This is a genomic window from uncultured Porphyromonas sp. (assembly GCF_905372525.1).
Classification (GTDB): Bacteria; Bacteroidota; Bacteroidia; order Bacteroidales; family Porphyromonadaceae; genus Porphyromonas.
Genome location: NZ_CAJPPN010000004.1, coordinates 25,019 through 46,858, shown reverse-complemented (window position 1 = coordinate 46,858; position 21,840 = coordinate 25,019). Strand labels below are relative to the sequence as shown.

General features: G+C 55.8%; 14 protein-coding genes. 4 read left to right on the top strand and 10 right to left on the bottom strand.

Translation table 11 applies throughout. The features are described from left to right. Window positions 1-791: 791 nt before the first annotated feature. From QZ170_RS01740 to QZ170_RS01695, 10 genes are all read right to left on the bottom strand, one after another. A complete protein-coding gene (locus QZ170_RS01740; RefSeq protein WP_297176257.1) occupies window positions 792-1,037 on the bottom strand; it encodes a hypothetical protein in 246 nt (81 codons plus the stop codon). Window positions 1,038-1,402: 365 nt separating this feature from the next. Beyond that, complete coding sequence (locus QZ170_RS01735; RefSeq protein WP_297176255.1) at window positions 1,403-1,951, bottom strand: OmpH family outer membrane protein; 549 nt, start codon at window positions 1,949-1,951, stop codon at window positions 1,403-1,405. A gap of 49 nt (window positions 1,952-2,000) precedes the next feature. Beyond that, entirely contained in the window at window positions 2,001-2,513 is a 513-nt protein-coding gene (locus tag QZ170_RS01730; protein ID WP_297176253.1) for an OmpH family outer membrane protein, read from the bottom strand. Between the two features lie 64 nt (window positions 2,514-2,577). After that, window positions 2,578-5,325, bottom strand: coding sequence for a POTRA domain-containing protein (locus tag QZ170_RS01725; protein ID WP_297176251.1), 2,748 nt, complete (start codon window positions 5,323-5,325; stop codon window positions 2,578-2,580). Between the two features lie 44 nt (window positions 5,326-5,369). After that, window positions 5,370-6,152 (bottom strand): isoprenyl transferase, encoded by a 783-nt coding sequence (locus tag QZ170_RS01720; protein ID WP_297176249.1) that lies wholly within the window; start codon window positions 6,150-6,152, stop codon window positions 5,370-5,372. A gap of 62 nt (window positions 6,153-6,214) precedes the next feature. After that, the gene (locus tag QZ170_RS01715; protein ID WP_297176247.1) at window positions 6,215-6,916 is read right to left on the bottom strand and encodes a hypothetical protein; all 702 of its coding nucleotides are present in this window, start codon (window positions 6,914-6,916) and stop codon (window positions 6,215-6,217) included. 45 nt (window positions 6,917-6,961) lie between these two features. Next, entirely contained in the window at window positions 6,962-8,341 is a 1,380-nt protein-coding gene (locus QZ170_RS01710; protein WP_297176245.1) for a DUF6242 domain-containing protein, read from the bottom strand. Between the two features lie 1,087 nt (window positions 8,342-9,428). Further along, entirely contained in the window at window positions 9,429-10,400 is a 972-nt protein-coding gene (locus tag QZ170_RS01705) for a hypothetical protein (protein ID WP_297176242.1), read from the bottom strand. A gap of 133 nt (window positions 10,401-10,533) precedes the next feature. Continuing rightward, entirely contained in the window at window positions 10,534-12,336 is a 1,803-nt protein-coding gene (locus QZ170_RS01700; RefSeq protein ID WP_297176240.1) for a thiol-activated cytolysin family protein, read from the bottom strand. A gap of 41 nt (window positions 12,337-12,377) precedes the next feature. Beyond that, window positions 12,378-14,162: a thiol-activated cytolysin family protein gene (locus tag QZ170_RS01695; RefSeq protein ID WP_297176237.1), complete on the bottom strand. Its 1,785-nt coding sequence runs from the start codon at window positions 14,160-14,162 to the stop codon at window positions 12,378-12,380. A gap of 529 nt (window positions 14,163-14,691) precedes the next feature. Here QZ170_RS01695 and QZ170_RS01690 point away from each other — a divergent pair. From QZ170_RS01690 to polA, 4 genes are all read left to right on the top strand, one after another. After that, on the top strand, window positions 14,692-16,866 hold the full coding sequence (locus QZ170_RS01690) for a TonB-dependent receptor (protein WP_297176235.1): 2,175 nt from the start codon (window positions 14,692-14,694) through the stop codon (window positions 16,864-16,866). 167 nt (window positions 16,867-17,033) lie between these two features. Further along, on the top strand, window positions 17,034-18,299 hold the full coding sequence (locus QZ170_RS01685) for an ATP-binding protein (protein ID WP_297176233.1): 1,266 nt from the start codon (window positions 17,034-17,036) through the stop codon (window positions 18,297-18,299). 9 nt (window positions 18,300-18,308) lie between these two features. Continuing rightward, window positions 18,309-19,040, top strand: a complete 732-nt coding sequence (locus QZ170_RS01680) for an RloB family protein (RefSeq protein WP_297176231.1) — start codon at window positions 18,309-18,311, stop codon at window positions 19,038-19,040. A 15-nt stretch (window positions 19,041-19,055) separates the two neighbouring features. Continuing rightward, window positions 19,056-21,815: a DNA polymerase I gene (gene polA, locus QZ170_RS01675; RefSeq protein WP_297176229.1), complete on the top strand. Its 2,760-nt coding sequence runs from the start codon at window positions 19,056-19,058 to the stop codon at window positions 21,813-21,815. The last annotated feature ends 25 nt before the right edge of the window (window positions 21,816-21,840 follow it).

The window sequence follows — 21,840 nt, the reverse complement described above, 5'->3', positions numbered from 1 at the left end:
TCGGGGATATTAGTTCATATCTCAGGGAATCTTAGCCCATCCCTAGAGATCCTACGTATTATAGCCAAGAAACAGACATACAAGCGAGCTCTGGAGAGGATATACTTAGAGCGCACTTGTGTACACGCGTGTATACAGTAGTGTACACGTGGGTATACAGTTGTGTACACACGTGTACACTCATCCCTCTTAGGTAGGAGGTATTCGCTTGGCATATCTAGCCTAGGAGATAGATACTTCTATCTTCGGCGTATGCTCCTTGGCGACCTTGCCCTCGCACTAAAGTGAGTTCATGCGTCAGCCCTAGGGGCTATCACCACCCTGATGGGGTGTGCAGTGCGATCCCACGAGGTGGAGGAATTCCCCATTCTCATCCAACTCCCTTTGTATCATGCTGGGCGATGGGGAATTAGCGTACATGCCGAGAACGGGTCTGCGTGCATACCGAGAGGACATCAGCGCTCATACCGAGAGCGTGAGTGCGCTCTCGGTATGAGCGTCTCCGTCACCTTACATAGGTGATTGGGGTGAAGATTACGTGGCCTCTTCGGGGTGTATTATGTGTGGGGAGTAAGGAGTGCGGAGAGAGGGGGCTTAGTTAGGGCTTCTCACCTCTGCTTTGGGCGGTGTGTGGGCTGTGCCCGCTTTGGTCATTAGATGGGTTGTGCTATCTCCGCAGAGATAGGATGCCTAGCTACTTGTGCTGGCGGGGCTCGCCTCTGGAGCGAGAAAAAGCTAGCCCCTCGGTGAAGGGGCTAACTAGATGTAGATGAAGGGTAGGTGTCTACCCCTTAGCGGATGCCAAACCAAAAGGCACCCCTCGAGGCATCTTGACGCTGCGAATAGAGATGTACAGAGTCCGTGCTGAGACTGTCGGAACGAGAATATGAGGGCATACGTTCCTCTGTCGTGGGGAGGGGGGAGTTACTCTGCATGCGGAGGACTTCTCCAGGCTGCATAGTGGTGGCAAGGTAGCCCACACGGATGATGAGGGCGATGAGTAGCAAGACCGTCAGGTTGAAGAGTACTCGTTTCATTTTGAGTGTGTATTTGTGTGGCGAGGGTATTATTCTCTTTTGCAAAGGTACTACTTTTACCTCATCTATACTACCCCCTACTAAGAAGTCCTAGGTGGCTGGCCTTGAGGCTGGTAGTCGTTGGCTTTGGGGACGTGATATGTCGCTAAAGCAAGGGGTGGAAAGAGGGGTGGGAGAAGGCTCGGCTATGCGACTTGGTGCGGGGCATATACACTGATTTGGTACGGGGCATATATACTGGCTTGGGGAGGGGGTATAATGAGCGAAGGCTATATCTGCAGGATGCGGATATAGCCTTCGCTTGTCTGACCTAGCCTCGGAGGACTAGGTCGGGAGGGGGCGCCGTTGTTCGGGCTAGGAGGTGATTACTTCTTACCCGTGGTAGCCTTAGGAGCAGCAGTGGTAGCTGCACCAGCCTTGATACCTAGGGCATCCTTGACGGCCTGGGTGAGGTCTAGGGCAGAGCTACCGGTGGCGAGCAGTGCACTGGACTCGAGGATATAGGCACATCCCTGAGCTTCGCAGACCTTGCTGATGGCGGTAGTGACCTTGGTGCGGATAGGAGCCATGAGCTTCTCGTGCTCCTTCTGTACCTCTTCCTGCATCATCTGGTAGCTATTCTGTATGCGAGCCTCCATCTCCTGTAGCTCCTGCTGGCGACGCTTCTTGATGACCTCGGTCATGGTCGCTTCTTCCTTCTGATAGGCCTCAAGCTTGGTCTTGAGCTCGTCCTGCATACGCTTGATCTCAGCATCGTACTGCTTAGCGAGGTCCTGGATCTTGGCCGTAGCGGTCTTGACGTCGGGGAGAGCCTCCATGATGGCAGTGGTATTGACGATACCGATCTTCTGCTGAGCCTGTGCGGGGAGGATGAGCGGAAGCATGAGGAGCAGTGAAATCAGAAACTTCTTCATTTGTCTGTCTTGTGTTACGTTTTTATTTTGAGATTATTATGAGCGTGGATTAGCGTGCTAGGCCGAGCTTGGCTACGAGGGTCTCGCTGACGTCTAGTGCGGGGTCGGCGTAGACGATCTTGGAGGAGGTACGGTCGATGATGAGCTGATAGCCCTGTGCCCGGGCTAGTTCCTTCATCGCAGCCCATACACGGTCTTGGATGGGCTTCATGAGGGCTTCTCGCTTCTTGAACAGCTCGCCTTCGGGGCCGAAGTACTTACGCTTGAGCTCGTAGGCCTGCTTCTCGACGGAGACGATCGCTTCCTCACGAGCCTTCTTCTGCTCGGCCGATAGGAAGGCGACCTCGCCTTGGTAGCTCTTATAGGCAGCCTGTGCTTTGTTCTCTAGGGTGGTCACCTCGCTCTGCCACTTCTTGGATAGGTCCTCGAGCTGGCGGTTCATCACCTCATAGGATGGGTCTTTCTTTAGGATGTACTCCATGTCCACGAGAGCGAACTTCTGTGCCTCGGCAGCTCCCCAAGAGAGGAGGATGAGGGCGAAGAGAAAAAGGATCTTCTTCATAACTTGCATACGCTTATTGGGGTGAAACACTGGGTTTGTCGGGATACTGCGCGCTCGGTGCGGACTAGAGGTCACGACCGAGGACGAAGTGGATGTTGCTACCGCCACGCTCCTGATAGCCGTTGGGGCGGTCGAAGCCATAGCCCCAGTCGAGACCAAGCAGACCGATCAAAGGCATCACCACACGGACACCGAGGCCGGCGGAGCGCTTGAGGTCAAAGGGATTGTAGCGGCTGATGTCCTGCCAAGCGTTACCTGCCTCAGCGAAGGCGAGCACCCATACCGTGGTGGACTGCTCGAAGATCAGTGGGTAGCGTAGCTCGAGGCTAGCACGCATGTAGGAGTAGGCGTAGTCGTAGTTAGCACCTGCGATAGAGCCGTTCTTGTAGCCACGTAGCCCGATGGTCTCGTTCATGTAGCTCATAGAGCCCGACATCATATCGCCCCCCATGTAGTAGGTACCGAAGGGGGAGCGCTTGTACTTGTTGTAGCTATTGATGATACCCCCTTCTACGCGAGCCATCAGCACGGGAGTGCGCTTGACGGTCATGGGGTTCATCAGCGGGAGGAATATCTTACCGGAGTACTTCCACTTGTGGTACTCGATGAAGCGGTAGCGGTCGGAAGAGGGTAGGTTGGGGTCCGAGTAGTCCTTCTTGTCAAAGAGTGAGTAGGGAGGGGTTAGGCTCACCGAGAGGGAGAACTCGGATCCACGACGGGTGTAGACGGGGTTGTCGATGGAGTTACGGTCGATACGTAGCTCTACGTTGATGTCGTTGGCGCTACCGTGGTGGAAGTTCTCGAAGGTGTTGTACACCCAGTTGTTCAGTCTGTAGTGGGTGTAGTTGAGCGACGCAGTGAGCTGGAACCAGTTGTCGGGCCAGTTCAGACGTCGTCCGTTAGCTATCGAGAGCCCGAACATGCTGAGGGACTTGTCGGAGTCGTACGAGTTCTCATAGAGGGTCGAGGCACCCTCGTTGTAGTTGTTGTAGCCATTGTTGTAGCCGTAGCCTCCGTAGCCATAGCCCCCATAGCCGTAGCCCCCGTAGCCACCATAGCCATAGCCGGGATAGTACCCCATATTACGTACCTGTCCTGAGTAGTAGCGCTGGTCGATAGCAGTCGTGCGGGAGTAGAAGGCACTTACGGATAGGAGGTTGGGGCGCTTCTTGCCGAACCAAGGGTCACTGAAGGAGATACTCAGCTGGTTGTAGTAGCGAGCATTTGTCTGTCCCGAGATCGAGAGCTTCTGTCCGTCCCCCTGAGGGATGATCCCCTTGTACATGCTGGGTCGGAAGAGGTTCTGTATCGAGAAGTTGGTGAAGGTAAAGCCAATGGATCCGATGATCCCTGTCTGGCTCCACCCGATGGAGAGGTTGAGCTGGTCGTTGCTCTTAGGGGTGAGGTCATACTCGATGTCCACAGTCCCGTTCTGAGGGTTAGGCACGGGCTTGGGGATGGACTTCTCAGCGTCGAAGTGTCCGAGCTGGTTGAGCATACGGAAGGAGTTCATCAGATCCTCCTTGCTGAAGAGCATACCGGGCTTGGTATAGAGCTCACGGCGCACGACGTCCTCGTAGACGATATCGTTACCACGGATCTTCACCTTGTCGATGGTAGCCTGTGGCCCTTCGGTGATGCGGATGTCCAGAGAGACGGAGTCCCCCTCGATATTGGTCTCCACGGGGTCTACCCCAGCGAAGATATAGCCGTTGTTGTAGTAGAGATTGCTCACGGCATCCTCGTCGGTGGTCAGGCGGCTCTCTAGTCGCTTCTGGTCGTAGACGTCACCGGGACGGATCCCCAGCACCTGATCGAGGACGGAGGCGGGATACTTGGTGTTCCCGACGAAGCGTACGCCCTTGATGTAGTACTTCTTCCCTTCGTTGAGCTTGAGGTAGATGTCTACCTTGCGCTCGCCTGGGACGGGCACGATGCTGTCGGAGAGGAGCTCGGCATCTCGGTAGCCGAAGGAGTGGTACTTCTTAATCAGGTTCTGTAGGTCTTCCTTGTAGTCGGCGTCTACGAACTTCTTTTGCTTGAATATCTTGAGCAGGGAGGAGAGGGCACGACCACGGGAGAAGGAGAAGCCTTCGTTGGTCTTCCCCATGGCCATACGTAGCTGATGGGGGGTAAGTGCTTCGTTGCCCTCGAAGTAGATGTTGCGCACCTTCGTCTTGCCACTACGGTCGATGTCGATATCGAGGTCTACGTAGCCGGGCTGTCCTGAGGCTTGAGACTGCTTGATGGACATACGCATGTCCCGGTAGCCCTTCTCATCGTAGTACTTCTTGACGAGCTGGCGGGTGCGGTCTAAGACGTTAGGGGAGACCTGTACGCCCTTCCTAAGGCCTGTGCGCTTCTCGAGGTCCTCACGGTCGCCCTTGGAGACACCGGTAAAGGTGATGGCATTGATCCGTGGACGCTCGGTGAGGGCGATCTCGATGAAGACCTTGTCCCCCTCGTAGCGACGTATGATCACCCGAGCATTGGAGAAGTACCCCGACTGTAGGTAGCGGTTCACGGCCGAGGTCAAGGCATTGCCTGGGATCTGGACTACATCGCCTACGTTGAGCCCCGAGAGACTACTGAGGACGAAGTCGTCGTAGCTCGTCGAGCCCGTGATCTTGACCTCAGCGATGGTCTTCGTGACGGGGTGCTCATAGTTCACTGCTGGGTACTGTACCACGGGGCCTGTGGCTGTGGTGGTCGAGTCGCTTAGGGTGCGAGCCGTAGTGTGGGGCTTAGCCTCTAGGATCCCTACCGAGAGGAGACAGGACACGAAGAGGAGTGCGGGGAGTCTATTGCGCATAGAGTCTTTATATCGTCGAGGTGTGGAGGGGGTGTCGCCGAGGGCTAGTCCTCCAGTTGTATCTGTTCACTTGTCTTGCCGAAGCGGCGCTCACGGGAGGCATAAGCCTCTAGGGCGGCCTCTAGGGCAGCCTTGTCGAAGTCAGGCCAGTAGACTGGCGAGAAGAAGAGCTCGGAGTAGGCAGCCTGCCAGAGGAGATAGTTGCTGATGCGCTCCTCGCCCCCCGTACGTATGAGTAGGTCGGGGTCGGGGAGGTCGGCGGTGTCGAGGTAGCTCGTGATGAGCTCCTCGGTGATGTCTGTCTCCTGGAGCTCACCTCGGTGGATAGCCCCCGCGATACGGCGGGTGGCTCGGGTAAGCTCGTCTCTGGAGGAATAGCTGAGCGCTAGCACGAGGGTGATCTGCCTATTGTCCTTCGTCCTCTCGATGCACTCGTAGAGCGACTGGCGGGCACGCTCGGGTAGGCGACTGAGGTCACCGATAGCCCGTAGGCGTACCCCCTGGCTCATGAGCTCGGGGGTCTCGGAGTGGATCGCAGAGACGAGGAGCTCCATGAGTGCCTCTACCTCCTGCTGGGGGCGTGCCCAGTTCTCGGTACTGAAGGCGTAGACCGTCAGATACTCGACCCCTAGCTCAGCGGCTGCACGCAGAGTAGCACGTAGGGCATCCTGCCCTCGTATATGTCCCTCGGCACGTGGTAGCCCACGCTGCTGTGCCCAGCGTCCGTTGCCATCCATGATGATAGCCACGTGGCGGGGCACTCTGACCCAGGGCTGGGTCGTCTCCTGCTCCTCTAGTCCCTCTGTGGCAGACCTTGTCTTTGACACGCTTTCTTTGCTTTGTTTACTATCTAACGAGGTTTTACCCTCTACAAATATACTTATTATCTCTAGTAGCAGCCTTCGCCGCTTGTCCGTCCTACCCTCCAGCTGACTCCGAGGCTCCAGTAGCCGTAGCTATCGTGCCCCTTGATGCCTGCCTCCCCCCATCCATGTGGGTTCGCCATCCAGGCGGTGCCTGCTCTGGTGACCTCTAGGCGGTCGGTACCACTTCGGTGGTGCGTCCAGCTGGCCGTGAGGTCGAGGCGAGGAGTGAGGCGATACTTCACCCCGAGGGTGAGGTAGACGCTCGGTGCGATGAGGGTGCGGGGATAGCCCTTGCCAAGGAGTAGTCCTAGACCAGCCCCTAGGTAGGGTGTCCACGAACGTGTCCCTAGGTAGCGCTGTCCATCGCTGTAGGCGAAGAAGTGATATTCGCCCCCGAGAGAGAGGTCTATGATCCCTCGGCTGAAGGCTCTACCCCCGATCGTGGGGAAGGCTCGACTTGTAGGGGAGAGTGCTCCCCTTAGCCTTCGGTAGCCGAGTTGGCTTGTCCAGGCCCAGCGTAGTCCTAGCGGGTGGCGAAGGGTGAGTGCGAGGCTCGCTCCCTGCCTGCCGAAGGCTCCCCGATCACCGAGCTCCCCCACATAGTAGGCAGAGCCTAGGGCGACTCCGATCTCATACTTGTATTCCTGAGCTGAGAGCCCCTCGGGACTCCCTATGAGTCCTAGGGCTAGGAGCCCGCACCATCGTAGCTCGTGGCGGGAGCGCATGAGCCTAGTGTAGGATGAGGGTGGGGAGCATCTGCGCCGTAGAGGCTAGTGGTGCTCCTCTCTGCGGATCGTCCCCTCGTAGAGCGTGGAGACGCCTGCCGAGGTGGTACGGATGAGGTAGATCTTCTTCGCCTCTGCCCCCTGGAAGGCAAAGATCGAGGAGGAGGCGAAGTCGCTAGGCGTGAGCCCAGCTAGAGCGACAGCTCGCCCAGTCTCCCAGTGTGCCCCCTTGTCCGAGGAGAAGTAGACGACGAGCCCCGTGCTCGTAGTGGCGAAGCGATAGAGACGGCTGGTGCCAGCCTCCTGTACGATGCTCTCCGAGATGGGCGTCGTAGTGAGCTTGATGTCGGTGGCTTCCTGCCCCCAGTCCGTACCGTTGGTCGTGATCCATTGGCTGGTGACGACCTTGTTGTCTGCTGTACGTCCCCCGACGAGGTAGAGCCTAGAGCCTACGTAGTCGATTCCCCCTTCGGCGAAGCTATAGCCCCCCGTGATGGGGAAGGTCGAGGGGACGTCATGCCCTACACGAAGCCCCTCTGTAGGGGTGTAAGTGGCGAAGGCATAGCCACTTCCCTTGGGCGTGAGGAGGGTTAGGCGCTCGGCTCGCTCCCCTCGGGGCAGTACCCCTAGGATACGGGTAGCCGATACCCCCGAGACGACGTCCCAGCTTGGGCCCGAGGAGCGGTAGAGCTTGTGGGCAGAGGTCGTGGCGAAGAGCGTCCCCGAGAGGGAAGCCACGGAGGTGAGTCGCTCACCCGAGGGGATACCCGAGAGGCTCCCCGAGGCCCAGGTCGTAGGGCTCCCGGCGAAGAGACGGACTTCGTTCCCCCCGCTGGGGTTCACGTAGTAGCAGTAGCGCTGCGAGCCTACGGTGATGAGGGTCGCCAGAGCTGAAGAGACGGCGGGGAGACCCGAGACTCCCGAGAGGGCTTGCCAGGCGAAGGTCTGTGGGTCGTTGGTATACTTCTCCAGGTGTACCCGATAGGTGTACTGGTTGCCCTCACCTAGGCGGGGGTTGGTCTCCTTGTTGCGTATGCGCACCATGATGTCGGAGACTCCGTTACTCAGGTCATAGACCTTACCCTTCTTCCACTCCTCGAAGCTACCCTGAGTGCCGAGGGCGACCTCCACGACCGTGCCATTGGTGGCTACGGGGGTGATGCTCAGCGTCACCTTCTTGAGGGGCTGGGCGTAGGGTAGGGGGTCGGGGTTGGTGATCAAGCCCGGCTCCTGATGGCGGATCGAGAAGACGACACGCTCGAGGGCGGCCTTAGCATCCTTGTCCTCCGAGGAGAGGCTGAAGGAGCGGATCTGTCCGTTGAAGAGCTGGATGTCCTCCAGCTGTGCTTTCTTGCTCTTGCAGCCCACGAGGGCGAGCACGCCAAGGGCAAGTGTAGGGATGAGTCTCTGTGCGATACGTCTCATGCGTCTGCTCTATTATATAATATGTAGTCAGCGTCTATAATGGTGTAGCCAGTGTCTGCCCCTCTGAGGGGACGATGCTACCTAATGTACTAACGTTGATCGGGTGGCTCTCGTCTCCCTCCCACGTCCCGACCTACCTGATGGGAGGCACTCGGGACGCTAGATCGGATCACAACAAGCCTAATCTAACTAGGGCACAAAGGTATAAAGAAATTGCTTGACCAGACAGCGTCCCACGGCATATTCCCTTGGGCTGAGGCATGGAGTCCCTAGAGTCCGAGGGCAAAGTCGCCGAGGAGCCTACCCCCGAGATAGCAATACCTACCCCCTAGGCGTAGAGCTACCGAGCTAGTACCCATTACCTAGAGGGGGAAAGTGTACACGCGTGTACACTGTTGTATACCCACGTGTACACTACAGTATACACGCGTGTACACAACATCGCTCTCGGTATCTTCCCCGAAGGGCTCTCGAAAGAGCTCCAGATGAGTGCCTAACGCATCTATGCCCAGAGCGAGGGGCAAGGCTCCCGAGGACAAGAAATAATATCGATGCCTCAGACCCGAGAGTATAGCCGTTGGGGGGAGTCCCTCACCCTCACCCTCGGGCGAGGACGGGGAGCCACGTGGAGGGGGAGGCGCTGAGGCTTGGGGAAGAGGTAAAAGATAAGTATAGGTATAGGCTCATACGGCAGAGCTCGTGGGGGAGAGGTACTCTGTCTGGACCTCGTAGGTCTATGTACTAGGTAGAGTATCCCCGGTGAGCCCCTCTACCTGATTATTAGATTAGATGGGAGCTTGTCTATCTAGGTTGGATGGAGCTGGCGTTGGGTACGCCCATGCATAAGTATACGGACTCAGCACATGGACTTAGCTTTGGGCATAGTATAGAGGCACGGACTCAGCCAGAGAACTCCAGAATACAACTCTGAGCATCTGGAGGAACCTCCGCAGTAAGAGCGTAGAGAGCGGACATACGAACCTCGTCCGAGGTCGTATGGCCGCTCTCTATCCTTCTCAATCTGTGCCCCCCATCCCCACCGACGATGATTTTCAGAGGATGGTATAGGATCATCTGAGGGGCTAGACTAGTCGTAGTAGGTGTAGGTGATCACTTGATCCCACTCTTGCTTGACCTTGTTCCTGAGATCTGTCCGAGTGCAGGTGCGCAGGGTAGGGTTCCCATGAGGGTCGAAGGCCTTATTGGTATAGCGTACCTCAAGCTCCTCGTAGTGCCCGATCATGTCGTGCCGGAAGAGCGTCTTGGAGTAGATGGGGTCGATGAGGGAGAGGATCGTCTCATCATAGCCATACTGCTCCTCGGCATGTGGGGCACCGACCTGCTCATAGGGACTATGCTTCGGGGGTGGTGTATGGTCGGTGATGCGGCTGAGGAGGCGGTGCTCCTCGTCATACCTGCTCCTCCTCGTCCAGACAGGGCGTGGAGAGGTCTCTTCATAGAGCTTCGTGATGACATCCTTGCCACTGTACTCATAGATGATCCATTGGCGGGCTCGTTGCTCATTCGTCAGGATATGATCGATCCGTTGTATCTGGGATCCTCTCCAGGTGTAGATGTTCGTATGATGCGCGCCGCGCACGATATCGGCTTCGGTCTCTCGTATCACGTGCCCCTTGGTTGAGAGGCTATAGTCGTAGTCATATGAGACGACGTCGCATGAGCCAAAGTCTGTGTACGCTCGACCAGACCACTGGATGATGTCCCCTACGTGATTATACACCTTCGAGGAGCTCTTATCGGGTTTTGGTCGGCCATTGCTATCTCTCACCTCGATCGTGTAGCTTAGGAGTAGACCATCAGGGGAGAAGGTCGCCGAGAGTGAACCTCGGCTTGGAGGCTGACTATATCCCTCGATTGTGAGGGTATGTACCTGTTGTTTGCTTGGAGGCTTGGGGACGGGGTTGTCGGGTTTCTTGGGCTCCTCCTTCCCCGGCTCAGGGGGCTGAGGAGGGCTAGGGGGCTCCTTCCTCGAGCAGGCACAGAGGCAGAGCCCTAGGCTGAGGAGGAGTGATAGGGAGATATATGCTCTTGTCTTCATGATGGTCTCTAGTCTTTGCTTTATCTAGTAGTAGAGAGGGGGCGGAGTGAGGTCTCCTACCCCCTCTCTCAGATGCGTCTCCTAGAGCCCTAGGGGTGCCTTTTTGAGGGGAGGCTCTAGGCGAGTCGGTAGGCTACTTCCTCTTAGCGGGGACAGCTCGGATGTTATCGACGTAGAAGGAGTAGTTCACGTCGATATCGAAGCCGATCTTCTCAATGTCCATATTGGTGTGTAGCGTATTGAAGTCGTCGGAGGTGAAGTATCTCGTTGGGGGAAGAGCATGCCAGCCCCCCTTTTCGTACTCAAATTCTTGGACGAACTCGATATTGGTCGGACCCTCTCCTTTTCGATCCCCAAAGATCCCCCAGATGACCCCATTATGGAAAGTCTCTGGTCGTACCTCTAGCAGGACACGCAGGACGACACGATCGTAGCGATCCTCCTCATCGAAGCCGCAGCGGACGGCTCCACCCTGGTAGGTATTGATGAAGATAGGTCCTCGTAGGGCAAAAGCTTTGTCTATTAACTCATCAGGAGCTAGGATCTTGTACTCCTCAGCAGGACGACTCTTGGGCTTAATCTTCCCGGAGAAGACTGCAATGGCCTTCTTTAGCTTGACATATGCAAGGTTCGAGACCGTCCATTTCCTATTCACTGTAGGTGTGATCGTAATGTTACGTAGAAGTACGGTGACCGCATTGGTCTTAGACTTGGGGACGAACTGCGTCTTTCTATAGGAGAAGTTTGTCGTCGTCGTCATCTGTACCGGGCTTGCATCGTAGAGGTGCTTGATGGTGAAGGCGATCGGAGCCCCGACATTCTGTGGCGAGGGGATAGCTCCCTTCTCGATGAAGTCGGCTACGCGCTGGGGATCCAAAGCACCCTTGAGGCCAGCCTCTGCATCCCCACCTCTCTGGATCATGTGCACCCGACACTTAGAGACGATCTCGCTACGGCGGGTGCTGGCTGAGATACTGATGGAGGAGAAGGTGGCATTGAGGGAGGCCATGAGCTGATCCTCGGCGTAGTCACTCTCATAGAGTAGGTAGTAAATACGGCCATAGGAGACGGAGGAGACATAGCAGATCGGGTTCCCTGGGCCTGTATATGGGGCGAGGTCGCTCCGCTGGATATTGTCCTTGAAGACCCCTGTGAAGCCCTCAGGATCCTGATAGCTCAGCGTATAGAAGCGCTGATAGAGCTTCACGAGGACATAGCGCTTTTCCTCGCTGAACTGTGACCCGAAGGCCGCGTTGAGCTTGAGGAACGACTTATTGATGTCCAGCCCGGCGGCGATAGCTATCTCCTTGAGGCTGTGTACGACCTCTAGCTTATAGGAGGTGCTGGCAGGCACTCCACTTTCTCGCCAGCGGCGGATGAGGTTGTTCTGAGCCTGGAGCACATTGCCCTCGTTCATTACCTCTACATCCTCAGCCCAGGCTCCCTCTTTGTTCTCTCCTGTGAGCCTAGGGTCAGCTCCAGAGACGATCTGTAGGAGGATGCGCCCAGATTTGCGCTTGGTGTAGAGCGGGATAGCGGTGGGGATATTGTTTCCCCGCAGTGATCCTCCCTGGATGAGACACCCTGGCCACGTAATCGTTGCCCAGGGGTCAAGGAGGGCAAACTCATCGGAGGTACCGATATAGTCGTATTGCTGCTCCGTGGTGATCTTATCTGACTCTTGGGCGAGATCAGAGTAGTCGAGCTTCCTTATCCCAGCGTAGGATCTTGCAGACTCCTTGGCCTGGACGAGTTCGAGTTTGGCTCGTGGAGCTTGGGGGAGGCGGCCTGCCGACTCGATGAGGCTGGCTACCTCACGGATGTTCTGTGGCTCGTCTGGATTCTTCCCCCCGCCTCCAGGGATGTCTTTCTTACAGGAGAAGCCTAGGAGGCAAAGTCCCAGGAGAGCGATGGTGGAGCGATATAGTGGTGTCATAATAGTGGGTTGTTTTGGGGTGTTAGTGAGATGAGAAGGGGCTAGTCACGCTGGAGTGCGCCTGTGCCCTCTGAGCTAGCATGGTAATGGAGCCTGATCTCCACACGTCCATACTGCTCAGCGAGGAACTGGTAGAGTGAGTGGAAGGGTACATCCCCCTCGACGATCTGGTCAGGATCGGTGTACCACTTGTGACTTCGTGTATCATACCTTAGGAATAGGCATCGATAGAAGCTCCGCGTCGTGGGTTTCGTATACTTTGTCCCGATGGGGAAGTTTTTCCCCGTCTTGCGAGATACAGTGTATTGTCCTTGGAAGTCAAGCCTGATGTAGCCCTTCGGAGCAACTCCGAACTTGGGCAGCGTCTGGTTCGGGATGGAGATGGATAGGTCGTCTCTGGGGTCGGAGAGCTTAGCCCCCGAGTGTATGATGGTACGGGTCTCGTTCACTCCATCCAGACTATAGGCTAGGCCTACTTGCCCGATCTGGCAGCTCCATTCGTGGAAGTACGGAAAGTTCCCTGCTGCGGGAGACTTGTCTATTGCGTGCACCACTAGTCGTAGTCCAGAGAGTGTGATCTTGTTATTATCCTCATAGGGGACATAGTCTGTGAATGAGTATGAGCTCTGAATTCGCCTAGGGATAGAGACTACCTTCATACTACCATGGAGGTACTTCGCAGTGCAAGAGACGGGGACAGCATAGCGTGTGTTCTTTCCTTTTGCTGTAGCGATTAAGAATTCGTTTAGTTCTTGGAGTGTTGGGATGGAGCTCACCTCTGTGGTGAAGATGTCCTTTCCTCCTACGAGGTAGAGGTAGATCTTCACGTTACGTAGGGGCTGGGTGGGGGTAGAGCTGGAACTACCTCCCCCGGCCTTACCTCGGGGTAGAGCATGTTCGATAGCCTGAGCGAGATGCTCTGGCTGCTTATAGGTGCGCTGGGTCTCTTCTATGACGGCCATGAAGCGTCGGCCGTAGGTCACACTAGAGAGATAGGATAGGGAGGATCCCTTCTTCACATATTTCTTCAGGACATCGGCCGTCATACGCTCGTTGAAGAGGCGAGCGCCACCCTCAGGGGTGTTATGGATGAGTGTGAAGAAGTTTTGGGAGAAGTTGATGACAGCTTTGAAGGTATTCTTTTGCCAAGAGATATCCTTGAATGCCCGATACCGGTCGTCGTGCTTTAGCTGATCCTCGGGGATGCGTAAGTGATAGGAGGCTTCAGCCAGAGTACGTACTGTGTGGATGCTGTAGGTGAGGTCAGCAGGGAATTCCTCTCGACGTGATCCGATGAGATCGTTGATCTGCTTGATGACCTCTGAGTAGCTATAGTCTGTTAGGGTACGACTCAGATCTTTATCCCCGTTGACGACGGCCAGGGTAATACGCCCCGGAGCACGGTACGGATTGAGTTCGGGGAGATCTTGGAGTTGGTTTGTTGTTAGAGAGTTTGTGTAGATGAGATTACCTGGCCATACTATGGCTGGGCTCAGTGTAGCGGTGTAGTCATTGTGGAGGCAATAACCATCGTAGTTGAATCTCCGGGTGACCTGCTTGTAGTATCCTTCGGTGAGGACATCTGGACTTCCTGCCTTCTTGTGGCAGATGATAGGCCGACCTCCCTCTAGGTCATCGGTGCATCGCTCGATCGGTCGGAAGGGCAGTAGCTCTCCTTGATAGAGCTCTCCTCCGAGGGCGAGGACGGAGTCGACCGATCGCTCTCGGGGGCTGTAGGTGTGGGGATCCTCGTGCTTTGTACCATTGTTGGGCTCTTGATGCTTGCACCCAAGGGGGATGCAGCTGAGAGCTAAGAGAAGGTACATAAGTCGAGAATAAAATAGTCGTGTATACATACCTTACAACTTAAATTAGATGTACTAATCCCAGGGTGTAGTGTTCTCTAGCACAAAGATAGTGGTTTTTTAATACTTATCCTCTTGGAATATAATAAATTATTTAACAAAGGTCTTGGCGATCTGATATGCTTAAATAGCCCTAAGGCTCTACCCTGCACCGCCCCCTACTCAATGGGGGGCAAGGCCTGTGAACCTCGTGGAGGGAAAGATGCTGACCGTGGCTGGGACGAAGGAGCGTAGGGGGGAGTTGTAGGGGGTATGACCACGGGGAAGGGAGAGAGCAGGTGAAGGGGGCAAGAGGCAGAGCCCAGAGGCTAACCCGAGGCAAGGAGCGTACGAGGGGACTACCTATGTATAGTGATTTTTAATAGGAGCGAGGCTTTGAGCTCGCAAATAACGTACTTTTGCACATTCCAAAGCCTCTCCAGAGGGCTGGATAGGCCTCTATCCCAGCCTTTATGAGGTCAATAGGTATACTCAATAAGTAAGAATAAGAATGCATCGAAAGTTACTCCTTACCCTCACGCTCTGTAGCCAGAGCCTCGTCGCCCTGTCGCAGAGGGCTGACACACTCCCGGCACGGGATGTCGAGCATGAGCTCCAGAGTGTGGTGGTCGTCGGGGCACGTATGCCCGAGATCAAGCAGCGCTCTGCCGCCAGCATCACCATCATCCCGGCACGAGACATCCGAGAGATGAGCCAGATCCTGCCCGACATGCAGGCGATCGTCGGGTACTTTGTCCCAGGAGTCCCCCCTACGGGGAACAATGTGAATGAGCGCTACAACACCCTGCGTGGGCGTAGTATCCTCGTGCTCATCGACGGGATCCCCCAGTCTACCCCCCTTCGTGCTACGAGCCGAGACCTCAGGACGATAGACCCCGCAGCGGTGGAGCGTATCGAGGTCATCAAGGGAGCTACCGCTATCTTCGGTAACGGAGCCAATGGCGGGATCATCAATATCATCACCAAGCAGAGCCGTGAGCAGCGCCCCATCGGGGGGCAGACCCAGCTCAGCTACACCGATCACGACTACTTCAGACGCTCGCAGAAGACCTCGGGCTACCGCCTCTCCCAGCAGTTCTACGGGCAGGTGGGGCGCCTGAGCTACCTCGTCGATGGGCTCTATCAGCAGACGGGCTCGGCGATAGGGGCGGATGGTGTCTACCTCTCTCCTCGCTATGGACTCGGAGACACCCGTTCGATCAACGCCCTCGTGAAGCTCGGCTACAGCCTCGGGGAGCGGACGCAGCTGGAGCTGATGTACAACTTCTTCCGTACGCAGCAGGAGAGCCCGCTAGTAGCCTCAGGGGGTAAGTACCTCGTTTCCCCTCGCATCGGTGTCCCTGGGACACAGCCCAAGGAGGCGATCCCAGAGGGGCTCCCCTACAACCACAATGCCTACCTCAAGCTGACCTCTCGTGAGCTCTTCGCCCACACCGACCTAGAGGTCTCGCTCTTCGGCCGAGGCATCAAGGCTGTGACCGACTACCGCAAGCACAACCCACGTAGCCCCCGCTGGGAGGAGACCAGTGGACAGGCGATGATCGAAGCGCTGCAAGGGGGAGCACGGGCACAGCTCCTCTCCCGCCTCAGTCCCTCGAGCATCCTCAGCCTACACCTACTCTATGGGGCAGACCTACAGCTGGATGAGACGAGCCAGCCTCTGGTGGATGGTCGCTACTGGGTGCCCAAGATGACCTCGGTGAGCTATGCCCCCTTCGTGCAGACCAAGGCAACCCTCTACGACCACCTTACCCTCAAGGCGGGTGCTCGCTATGACTGGATCGACGTCCACGTCCCCAACTATACCGTCCTGAGAAACAAGAAGACCGACCCCCTCGTACAAGTGGCCTCGGGAACGCTACGCTACCGCAACCTCTCACTCAATGTCGGGGCAACCTACAATGCGCTGAGAGCCTTCCAGCCCTTCGTCTCCTACTCTCAGGGCTTCTCCATCTATGACCTCGGACGTACCCTCCGTGCTGCCAAGGCGGATGTCCTCTCCAAGATAGAGACCGACCCCGTACGGACGCACAACTACGAGGTGGGCTTCTACTCGCCCCTCGAGGAGCTCTTTGGCTCGGGGACACGACTAGACCTACAGGGGGCTGTCTACTACACCTACGCTGCTCTAGGGAGCGACCTCAAGAGTCAGAGTGGCTTCTGGGTCGTAGACCGCTCCCCACAGCGTGTCTATGGGGTAGAGCTGAGTGCCGAGGCTACCCTCAGCCCTCGCCTCTCCCTCGGTGCCTCCTTCGCAGCCCTAGAGGGACGCAAGCAGCTCCCCGATGGCTCCTGGCGAGGCTATATGTCGGGGCAGTCTATCCCGCCCCTCAAGGTCACTGCCCATGTGAGCTACCGTCCCCTCAAGGACCTTGCCCTACGCCTCTTCGCCCTGCACACGGGGAGCCGTGACCGCTTTGCCCCTACGACCAACCCGGCGACCGGGGTGAGCCAGTACGAGGAGGGTGAAGGCCCCGTGAAGCCCATCACCCTACTCTCGCTTCAGGGAAACTATCGCCTCGGGGCCTTCACCCTTGGACTCGGGGTGGAGAACCTCCTGAACACCTCCTATTACCCCATCCAGTCCCAGCTCGTAGCACGTGATGCGGAGTATACGCAGGGTAATGGGCGGATGATCACCCTCTCGCTCGGCTACCGCTTCTAGGTCGCCCAGCGTCCTCCCTCCCCTCGCTTAGAGGGACAAGAGGGGCAGTCCATGCGTCGGGACCTCTGACGCACGGACTGCCCCCTACACTTATATATAGGGGAGGTCTGCAGTGGCTTTCGTATCTTTGTAAAGTACTATTTGTATAATGGATAGATATTCGAATTATGCTTCTCAACTTCGCAGTAACGAACTATAGATCAATAAAGGATCGCCAGGTGCTGAGCCTGATGGCTGTGGATGGACTCCCACATGAAGGGTCTCTGCAGGAAAGCAAGGGAGGGATTAGAGCCCTTCCTCTAGCTCTGCTCTTCGGGGCTAACGCAAGTGGAAAGAGTAATATCCTCAGAGCCTTCGGAGCGATGAGGCGTATGGTACGGGGATCGGTACGCCTTAATCCTGAGGATGCATTAGATGAGTATGATCCCTTCTTACTCAGTGAAGAGACTAAGGAGGAAGAAACGGAGTTTGAGATAGAATTCCTCTATAAACAGGGAAGTAAGGAGCGGCACTATCGATATGGCTTCAGCTTTACGGATAAGGCTATCAAAGAAGAGTGGCTCTACAGGGTAGGTAAGAAAGCCGATACTCGCCTCTTCTCCCGAGGGAAGAATGGTGTTTCTATTGGAGGATTTTTTCCTGAGGGTAAGGGTAGGGAGGGAGACCTAAATGAAAATAGGCTCTTCCTATCCCTTGTGGCTCAGCTCAAGGGTAACCTTTCGGGCTCTATTATTAGTTGGTTTGAGCAGTGCCACTTTGCTTCAGCGCTTCATAGTGAGCGATACATGCGAAAGACGTACGAACTCTTCAAAAGAGAGAGTGAATATGCGGAAAAAGCTAAGTCCTTTCTCCAGGATATAGATGTTGCGGTACGGGACCTGTCCATAGAAGAGGAGACAATCGAGAGAGAGAATTTTCCTAAAGAGCTCCAAGAAATTCTGGGTGACCTACTCAAAGAGGAGATAAAAGGTCTACGGGTACAGTCTACTCACAACCGTTATGATAGCCGTGGAGGTCTTAGCGGGAAGGAGGTTTTTGAACTTCGGCAACAAGAGTCAGAAGGGACGCAGAAGGTAGCAGAACTTCTAGGCTTAATATTCAGTACACTTGAGCGAGGCGAGCTCCTTGTGATTGATGAGCTGGATGCCAAGCTCCATCCTCTACTCACACGAGCAATCATCCAGCTATTCACCAATCCCAAGATTAATAAACAAGGGGCACAGTTGGTCTTCACCACACATGATACGAACCAGCTGAACCTAGACTATGTGCGCCGTGATGAAATTTGGTTTACAGAGAAGAACCAAAGGGAGGAGACACAGCTGTATGCTCATATTGAGTTTGATAATTTTGAGGAGTCAGATCTTATCGCGGATGAGTATGTGAGGGGCAGATATGGAGCTATTCCTCGCATCAAGATAACAAGGGGCTAGAGGGTCGATATGGGGAAAAAACATCAGCATAAGCAAGGCTTTGGAAGCCGTCAAGTAGGAGGACGCCAAAAGGGGGTGCGTTTCTTAATCGTATCAGAGGATACCAAGTCGTCGTGCTTGTACTTTAAAGCTATGATCAAGGATATCCAAGCAATAAAGTATAGTGTTGTCGAGGGAGTATCCTCCCAAGAACAGCCTAATGATGAGTTTGTTGGAGTCTCTCCCGAGACTAAGGTTATAGGATGTGGTATGGCTACGATGAGGCTCTTGGAAGAAGCCAAGGCAATAAGAGACAAGGAGCAACCCCCCTTCGACAGCTGCTGGCTAGTCTTCGATAAAGATGACTTCAAGGATTTTAACCAAGCCATTAAAGAGGCTACGGGTGCGAGCTTCGAAGTAGCTTGGTCTAATGAGTCCTTTGAACTCTGGTATCTGCTCCACTTTAGGTATCAGAGTACAGGTCTCGGACGAAAGGAGTGTATAAAGGCTTTAGAGGAAGTGATACGGAAGCATGACCCTAAGTTTAAATATGAGAAAGGGAGTTCCGACATGTATACGATACTTAGCCAGCACGGAGATCAAGACCAAGCAATTAAGCATGCACGGAAGCTCAGAGGTAATTATACAGACAATAACTTCGCTAAGCACAACCCTTGTACAAGAGTTGATGAGTTAGTCAAGGTCCTTACTGATCCCGAAGAACGGAAGAAAATTTTGGGAGAAGCCCATCGTACTAAGTAATTACCCATCCTATTCATGCCACAGCGATTATTCCTACTCGATGCTTACGCTCTGATCTATCGGGCATACTATGCCTTCATCAAGGCTCCCCGTATCGATAGCCAGGGACGAAATACCAGTGCTATCTTTGGCTTCGTGCTGATGCTGGAGGATCTGCTGGGTAAGGAACAGCCCGATGAGCTCGCCGTGGTCTTCGACCCTGCGGGCGGGACGTTCCGCCACAGAGAGTACCCCGACTACAAGGCTCAGCGAGAGGAGACCCCCGAGGGTATACGTATCGCTGTCCCCATCATCCGTCAGCTCCTAGAGGCCTACCGCATCCCCGCTGTGGAGGTGGCAGACTACGAAGCCGACGATGTCATCGGGACACTAAGCCATCGAGCAGCGAGTGCAGGGCGAGAGGTCTATATGGTCACACCCGACAAGGACTATGGTCAGCTCGTCACGGAGCAGGTCAAGATGTATCGCCCGATGCAGGGCGGTGGCTATGAGGTGTGGGGGGAGAAGGAGATACTAGAGAAGTTCGGGCTCAGCTCTACCCGACAGGTCATTGACTACCTAGCCCTCCTTGGGGACAAGGTGGACAATATCCCTGGGTGCAAAGGCATCGGGGAGAAGGGGGCGCAGAAGCTCCTAGCTGAATATGGCTCGGTGGAGAACCTCCTAGCACACGCTAGCGAGATCAAGGGAGCTACGGGCAAGAAGCTCCTAGAGGGCGAGGCCGACATTCGACTATCGTACTACTTGGCTACCATCCGCACCGATGTGCCGCTGGACTATACCCCAGGAGACTATCAGAGGGTAGAGAAGGATGAGGAGGCCGTACGTCGCCTCTTCGAGGAGCTGGAGTTTCGCACGCTCCTTAGTCGGGTGCTTGGCAAGTCGCCTGCGCCCGCCAAGGCTAAGCCCACCCTTCCCCCAGATGACCTCTTTGCCAGCCTAGAGGAGACGGAGGAGGCTGAGACTCTAGCCCCGACGACGATCCCCACGATGCGGATCGAGGTACTTCGTGCCGAGACGCTCCCTGCCTTCCTAGAGCGGGCACGAGGGGCGAAGGTGCTTGCCTTAGATACCGAGACGACGAGTGTCGATGCCCTAAGGGCGGAGCTGGTGGCCGTTACCTTTGCCTTCGATGCTGAGACGACTTATTACCTAGATGTCCCTCAGGGTAGGGAGGAGGCTTGCCAGCTACTAGGCCAACTTGCCCCGATCCTCCAGCAAGCGGGCTCCCTCAAGGTGGGGCAAAACCTCAAGTACGACCTGCAGGTACTCCGTTCGTATGGTGTGGAGGTCGGGGGGCCTCTCTTCGACACCATGATCGCCCACTATCTCCTCTACCCCGATATGCGTCACGGCTTGGACGAACTGGCGGACAAGTTCCTCGGGTATAAGATGATGTCCTTCGAGGAGATGATCGCCCCACAGAGCCCTCGGCAGTTTGATCTGCGTCAGGTCGAGCCTGCTCGCCTCCAGTTCTACGCAGCCGAGGACACGCACATCACCTACCTGCTCTACGAGTACCTCTATGAGCGACTCGAGAAGGCTGGGCTCATGAAGCTCTTTACCGAGGTGGAGATGCCTCTGGTGAAGGTACTCCTCGGGATGGAGCGAGAGGGGGTAAGGCTCGACAAGTCGTGCCTCGGCCGTCAGGCGGATGAGCTACAAGGGGAGCTCCTGCGCCTCGAGGGTGAGATCAGTCTCCTCCTCGGGCACAGCATCAATGTCAATAGCAGTCGGCAGGTAGGCGAAGCCCTCTTCGATGAACTACAGATCGTGGAGAAGGCCAAGAAGACAAAGACTGGGGGCTATACCACGAGCGAAGAGGTACTGGAGAAGCTCCGAGATAAGCACCCAGTGGTGGGGAAGATCCTCGACTACCGAGGAGTGAAGAAGCTCCTCAGCACCTACGTAGAAGCGCTCCCCGAGCTGGTCTACCCAGATGGGAAGATCCATACGACCTTTAACCAAACCATTGCGGCTACGGGGCGTCTCTCCAGCAGTAATCCCAACATTCAGAATATCCCCATCCGTACCCCCGAGGGACGAGCTATCCGTGAAGCCTTCGTCCCCGAGGAGGGCTGTACGTTCCTCAGTGCCGACTATTCGCAGATCGAGCTTCGCCTGATGGCGCACTTCAGCGAAGACCCTGCACTGATCGAGGCCTTCCGTTCGGGTCAAGACGTGCATCAGGCGACAGCTGCCAAGATCTACGGCCTGAGTCACGGAGAGGTGTCGGCAGATATGCGCCGAAGGGCTAAGACGGCCAACTTCGGGATCATCTACGGCATCTCCGCCTTTGGGCTGAGCGAACGTCTCTCCATCCCACGGCGAGAGGCCAAGGAACTGATCGAGGGCTACTTCGCCTCCTACCCAGGTGTAGCCCGCTATATGACTGAGGTAGTCGAGGAGGCTAAGAAGCGGGGCTACGTGACGACCCTCCTCGGTCGTCGCCGTCTCCTGCCCGATATCAATAGTGCCAACGCAGTAGTACGTGGCTATGCCGAGCGAAATGCTATCAACGCTCCTCTACAAGGCTCCGCTGCAGACCTCATCAAGCTGGCGATGATTCGCCTAGAGCAGGCTATCCGTGAGCGAGGACTAGGCAGTAGGATGATCCTGCAGGTACATGACGAACTGAACTTCAACGTCCCCCTCTCCGAGCTGGACGAGATGACCACCCTCGTACGTGAGGTGATGGAGTCCGTCTATCCCGACCTACGTGTGCCCCTCGAGGTAAGTATCGGGCATGGTGCTAATTGGCTCGAAGCACACTAAGGGCTCCCCCTTCCCTAGATCCCAA

Excerpts from the sequence above, each read along its gene's own strand:
- QZ170_RS01740 (WP_297176257.1), bottom strand. The coding sequence starts at position 1,037 with ATGAAACGAGTACTCTTCAACCTGACGGTCTTGCTACTCATCGCCCTC.
- QZ170_RS01735 (WP_297176255.1), bottom strand. The coding sequence starts at position 1,951 with ATGAAGAAGTTTCTGATTTCACTGCTCCTCATGCTTCCGCTCATCCTC.
- QZ170_RS01730 (WP_297176253.1), bottom strand. The coding sequence starts at position 2,513 with ATGAAGAAGATCCTTTTTCTCTTCGCCCTCATCCTCCTCTCTTGGGGA.
- QZ170_RS01725 (WP_297176251.1), bottom strand. The coding sequence starts at position 5,325 with ATGCGCAATAGACTCCCCGCACTCCTCTTCGTGTCCTGTCTCCTCTCG.
- QZ170_RS01715 (WP_297176247.1), bottom strand. The coding sequence starts at position 6,916 with ATGCGCTCCCGCCACGAGCTACGATGGTGCGGGCTCCTAGCCCTAGGA.
- QZ170_RS01710 (WP_297176245.1), bottom strand. The coding sequence starts at position 8,341 with ATGAGACGTATCGCACAGAGACTCATCCCTACACTTGCCCTTGGCGTG.
- QZ170_RS01705 (WP_297176242.1), bottom strand. The coding sequence starts at position 10,400 with ATGAAGACAAGAGCATATATCTCCCTATCACTCCTCCTCAGCCTAGGG.
- QZ170_RS01700 (WP_297176240.1), bottom strand. The coding sequence starts at position 12,336 with ATGACACCACTATATCGCTCCACCATCGCTCTCCTGGGACTTTGCCTC.
- QZ170_RS01695 (WP_297176237.1), bottom strand. The coding sequence starts at position 14,162 with ATGTACCTTCTCTTAGCTCTCAGCTGCATCCCCCTTGGGTGCAAGCAT.
- QZ170_RS01690 (WP_297176235.1), top strand. The coding sequence starts at position 14,692 with ATGCATCGAAAGTTACTCCTTACCCTCACGCTCTGTAGCCAGAGCCTC.
- QZ170_RS01685 (WP_297176233.1), top strand. The coding sequence starts at position 17,034 with ATGCTTCTCAACTTCGCAGTAACGAACTATAGATCAATAAAGGATCGC.
- QZ170_RS01680 (WP_297176231.1), top strand. The coding sequence starts at position 18,309 with ATGGGGAAAAAACATCAGCATAAGCAAGGCTTTGGAAGCCGTCAAGTA.
- polA (WP_297176229.1), top strand. The coding sequence starts at position 19,056 with ATGCCACAGCGATTATTCCTACTCGATGCTTACGCTCTGATCTATCGG.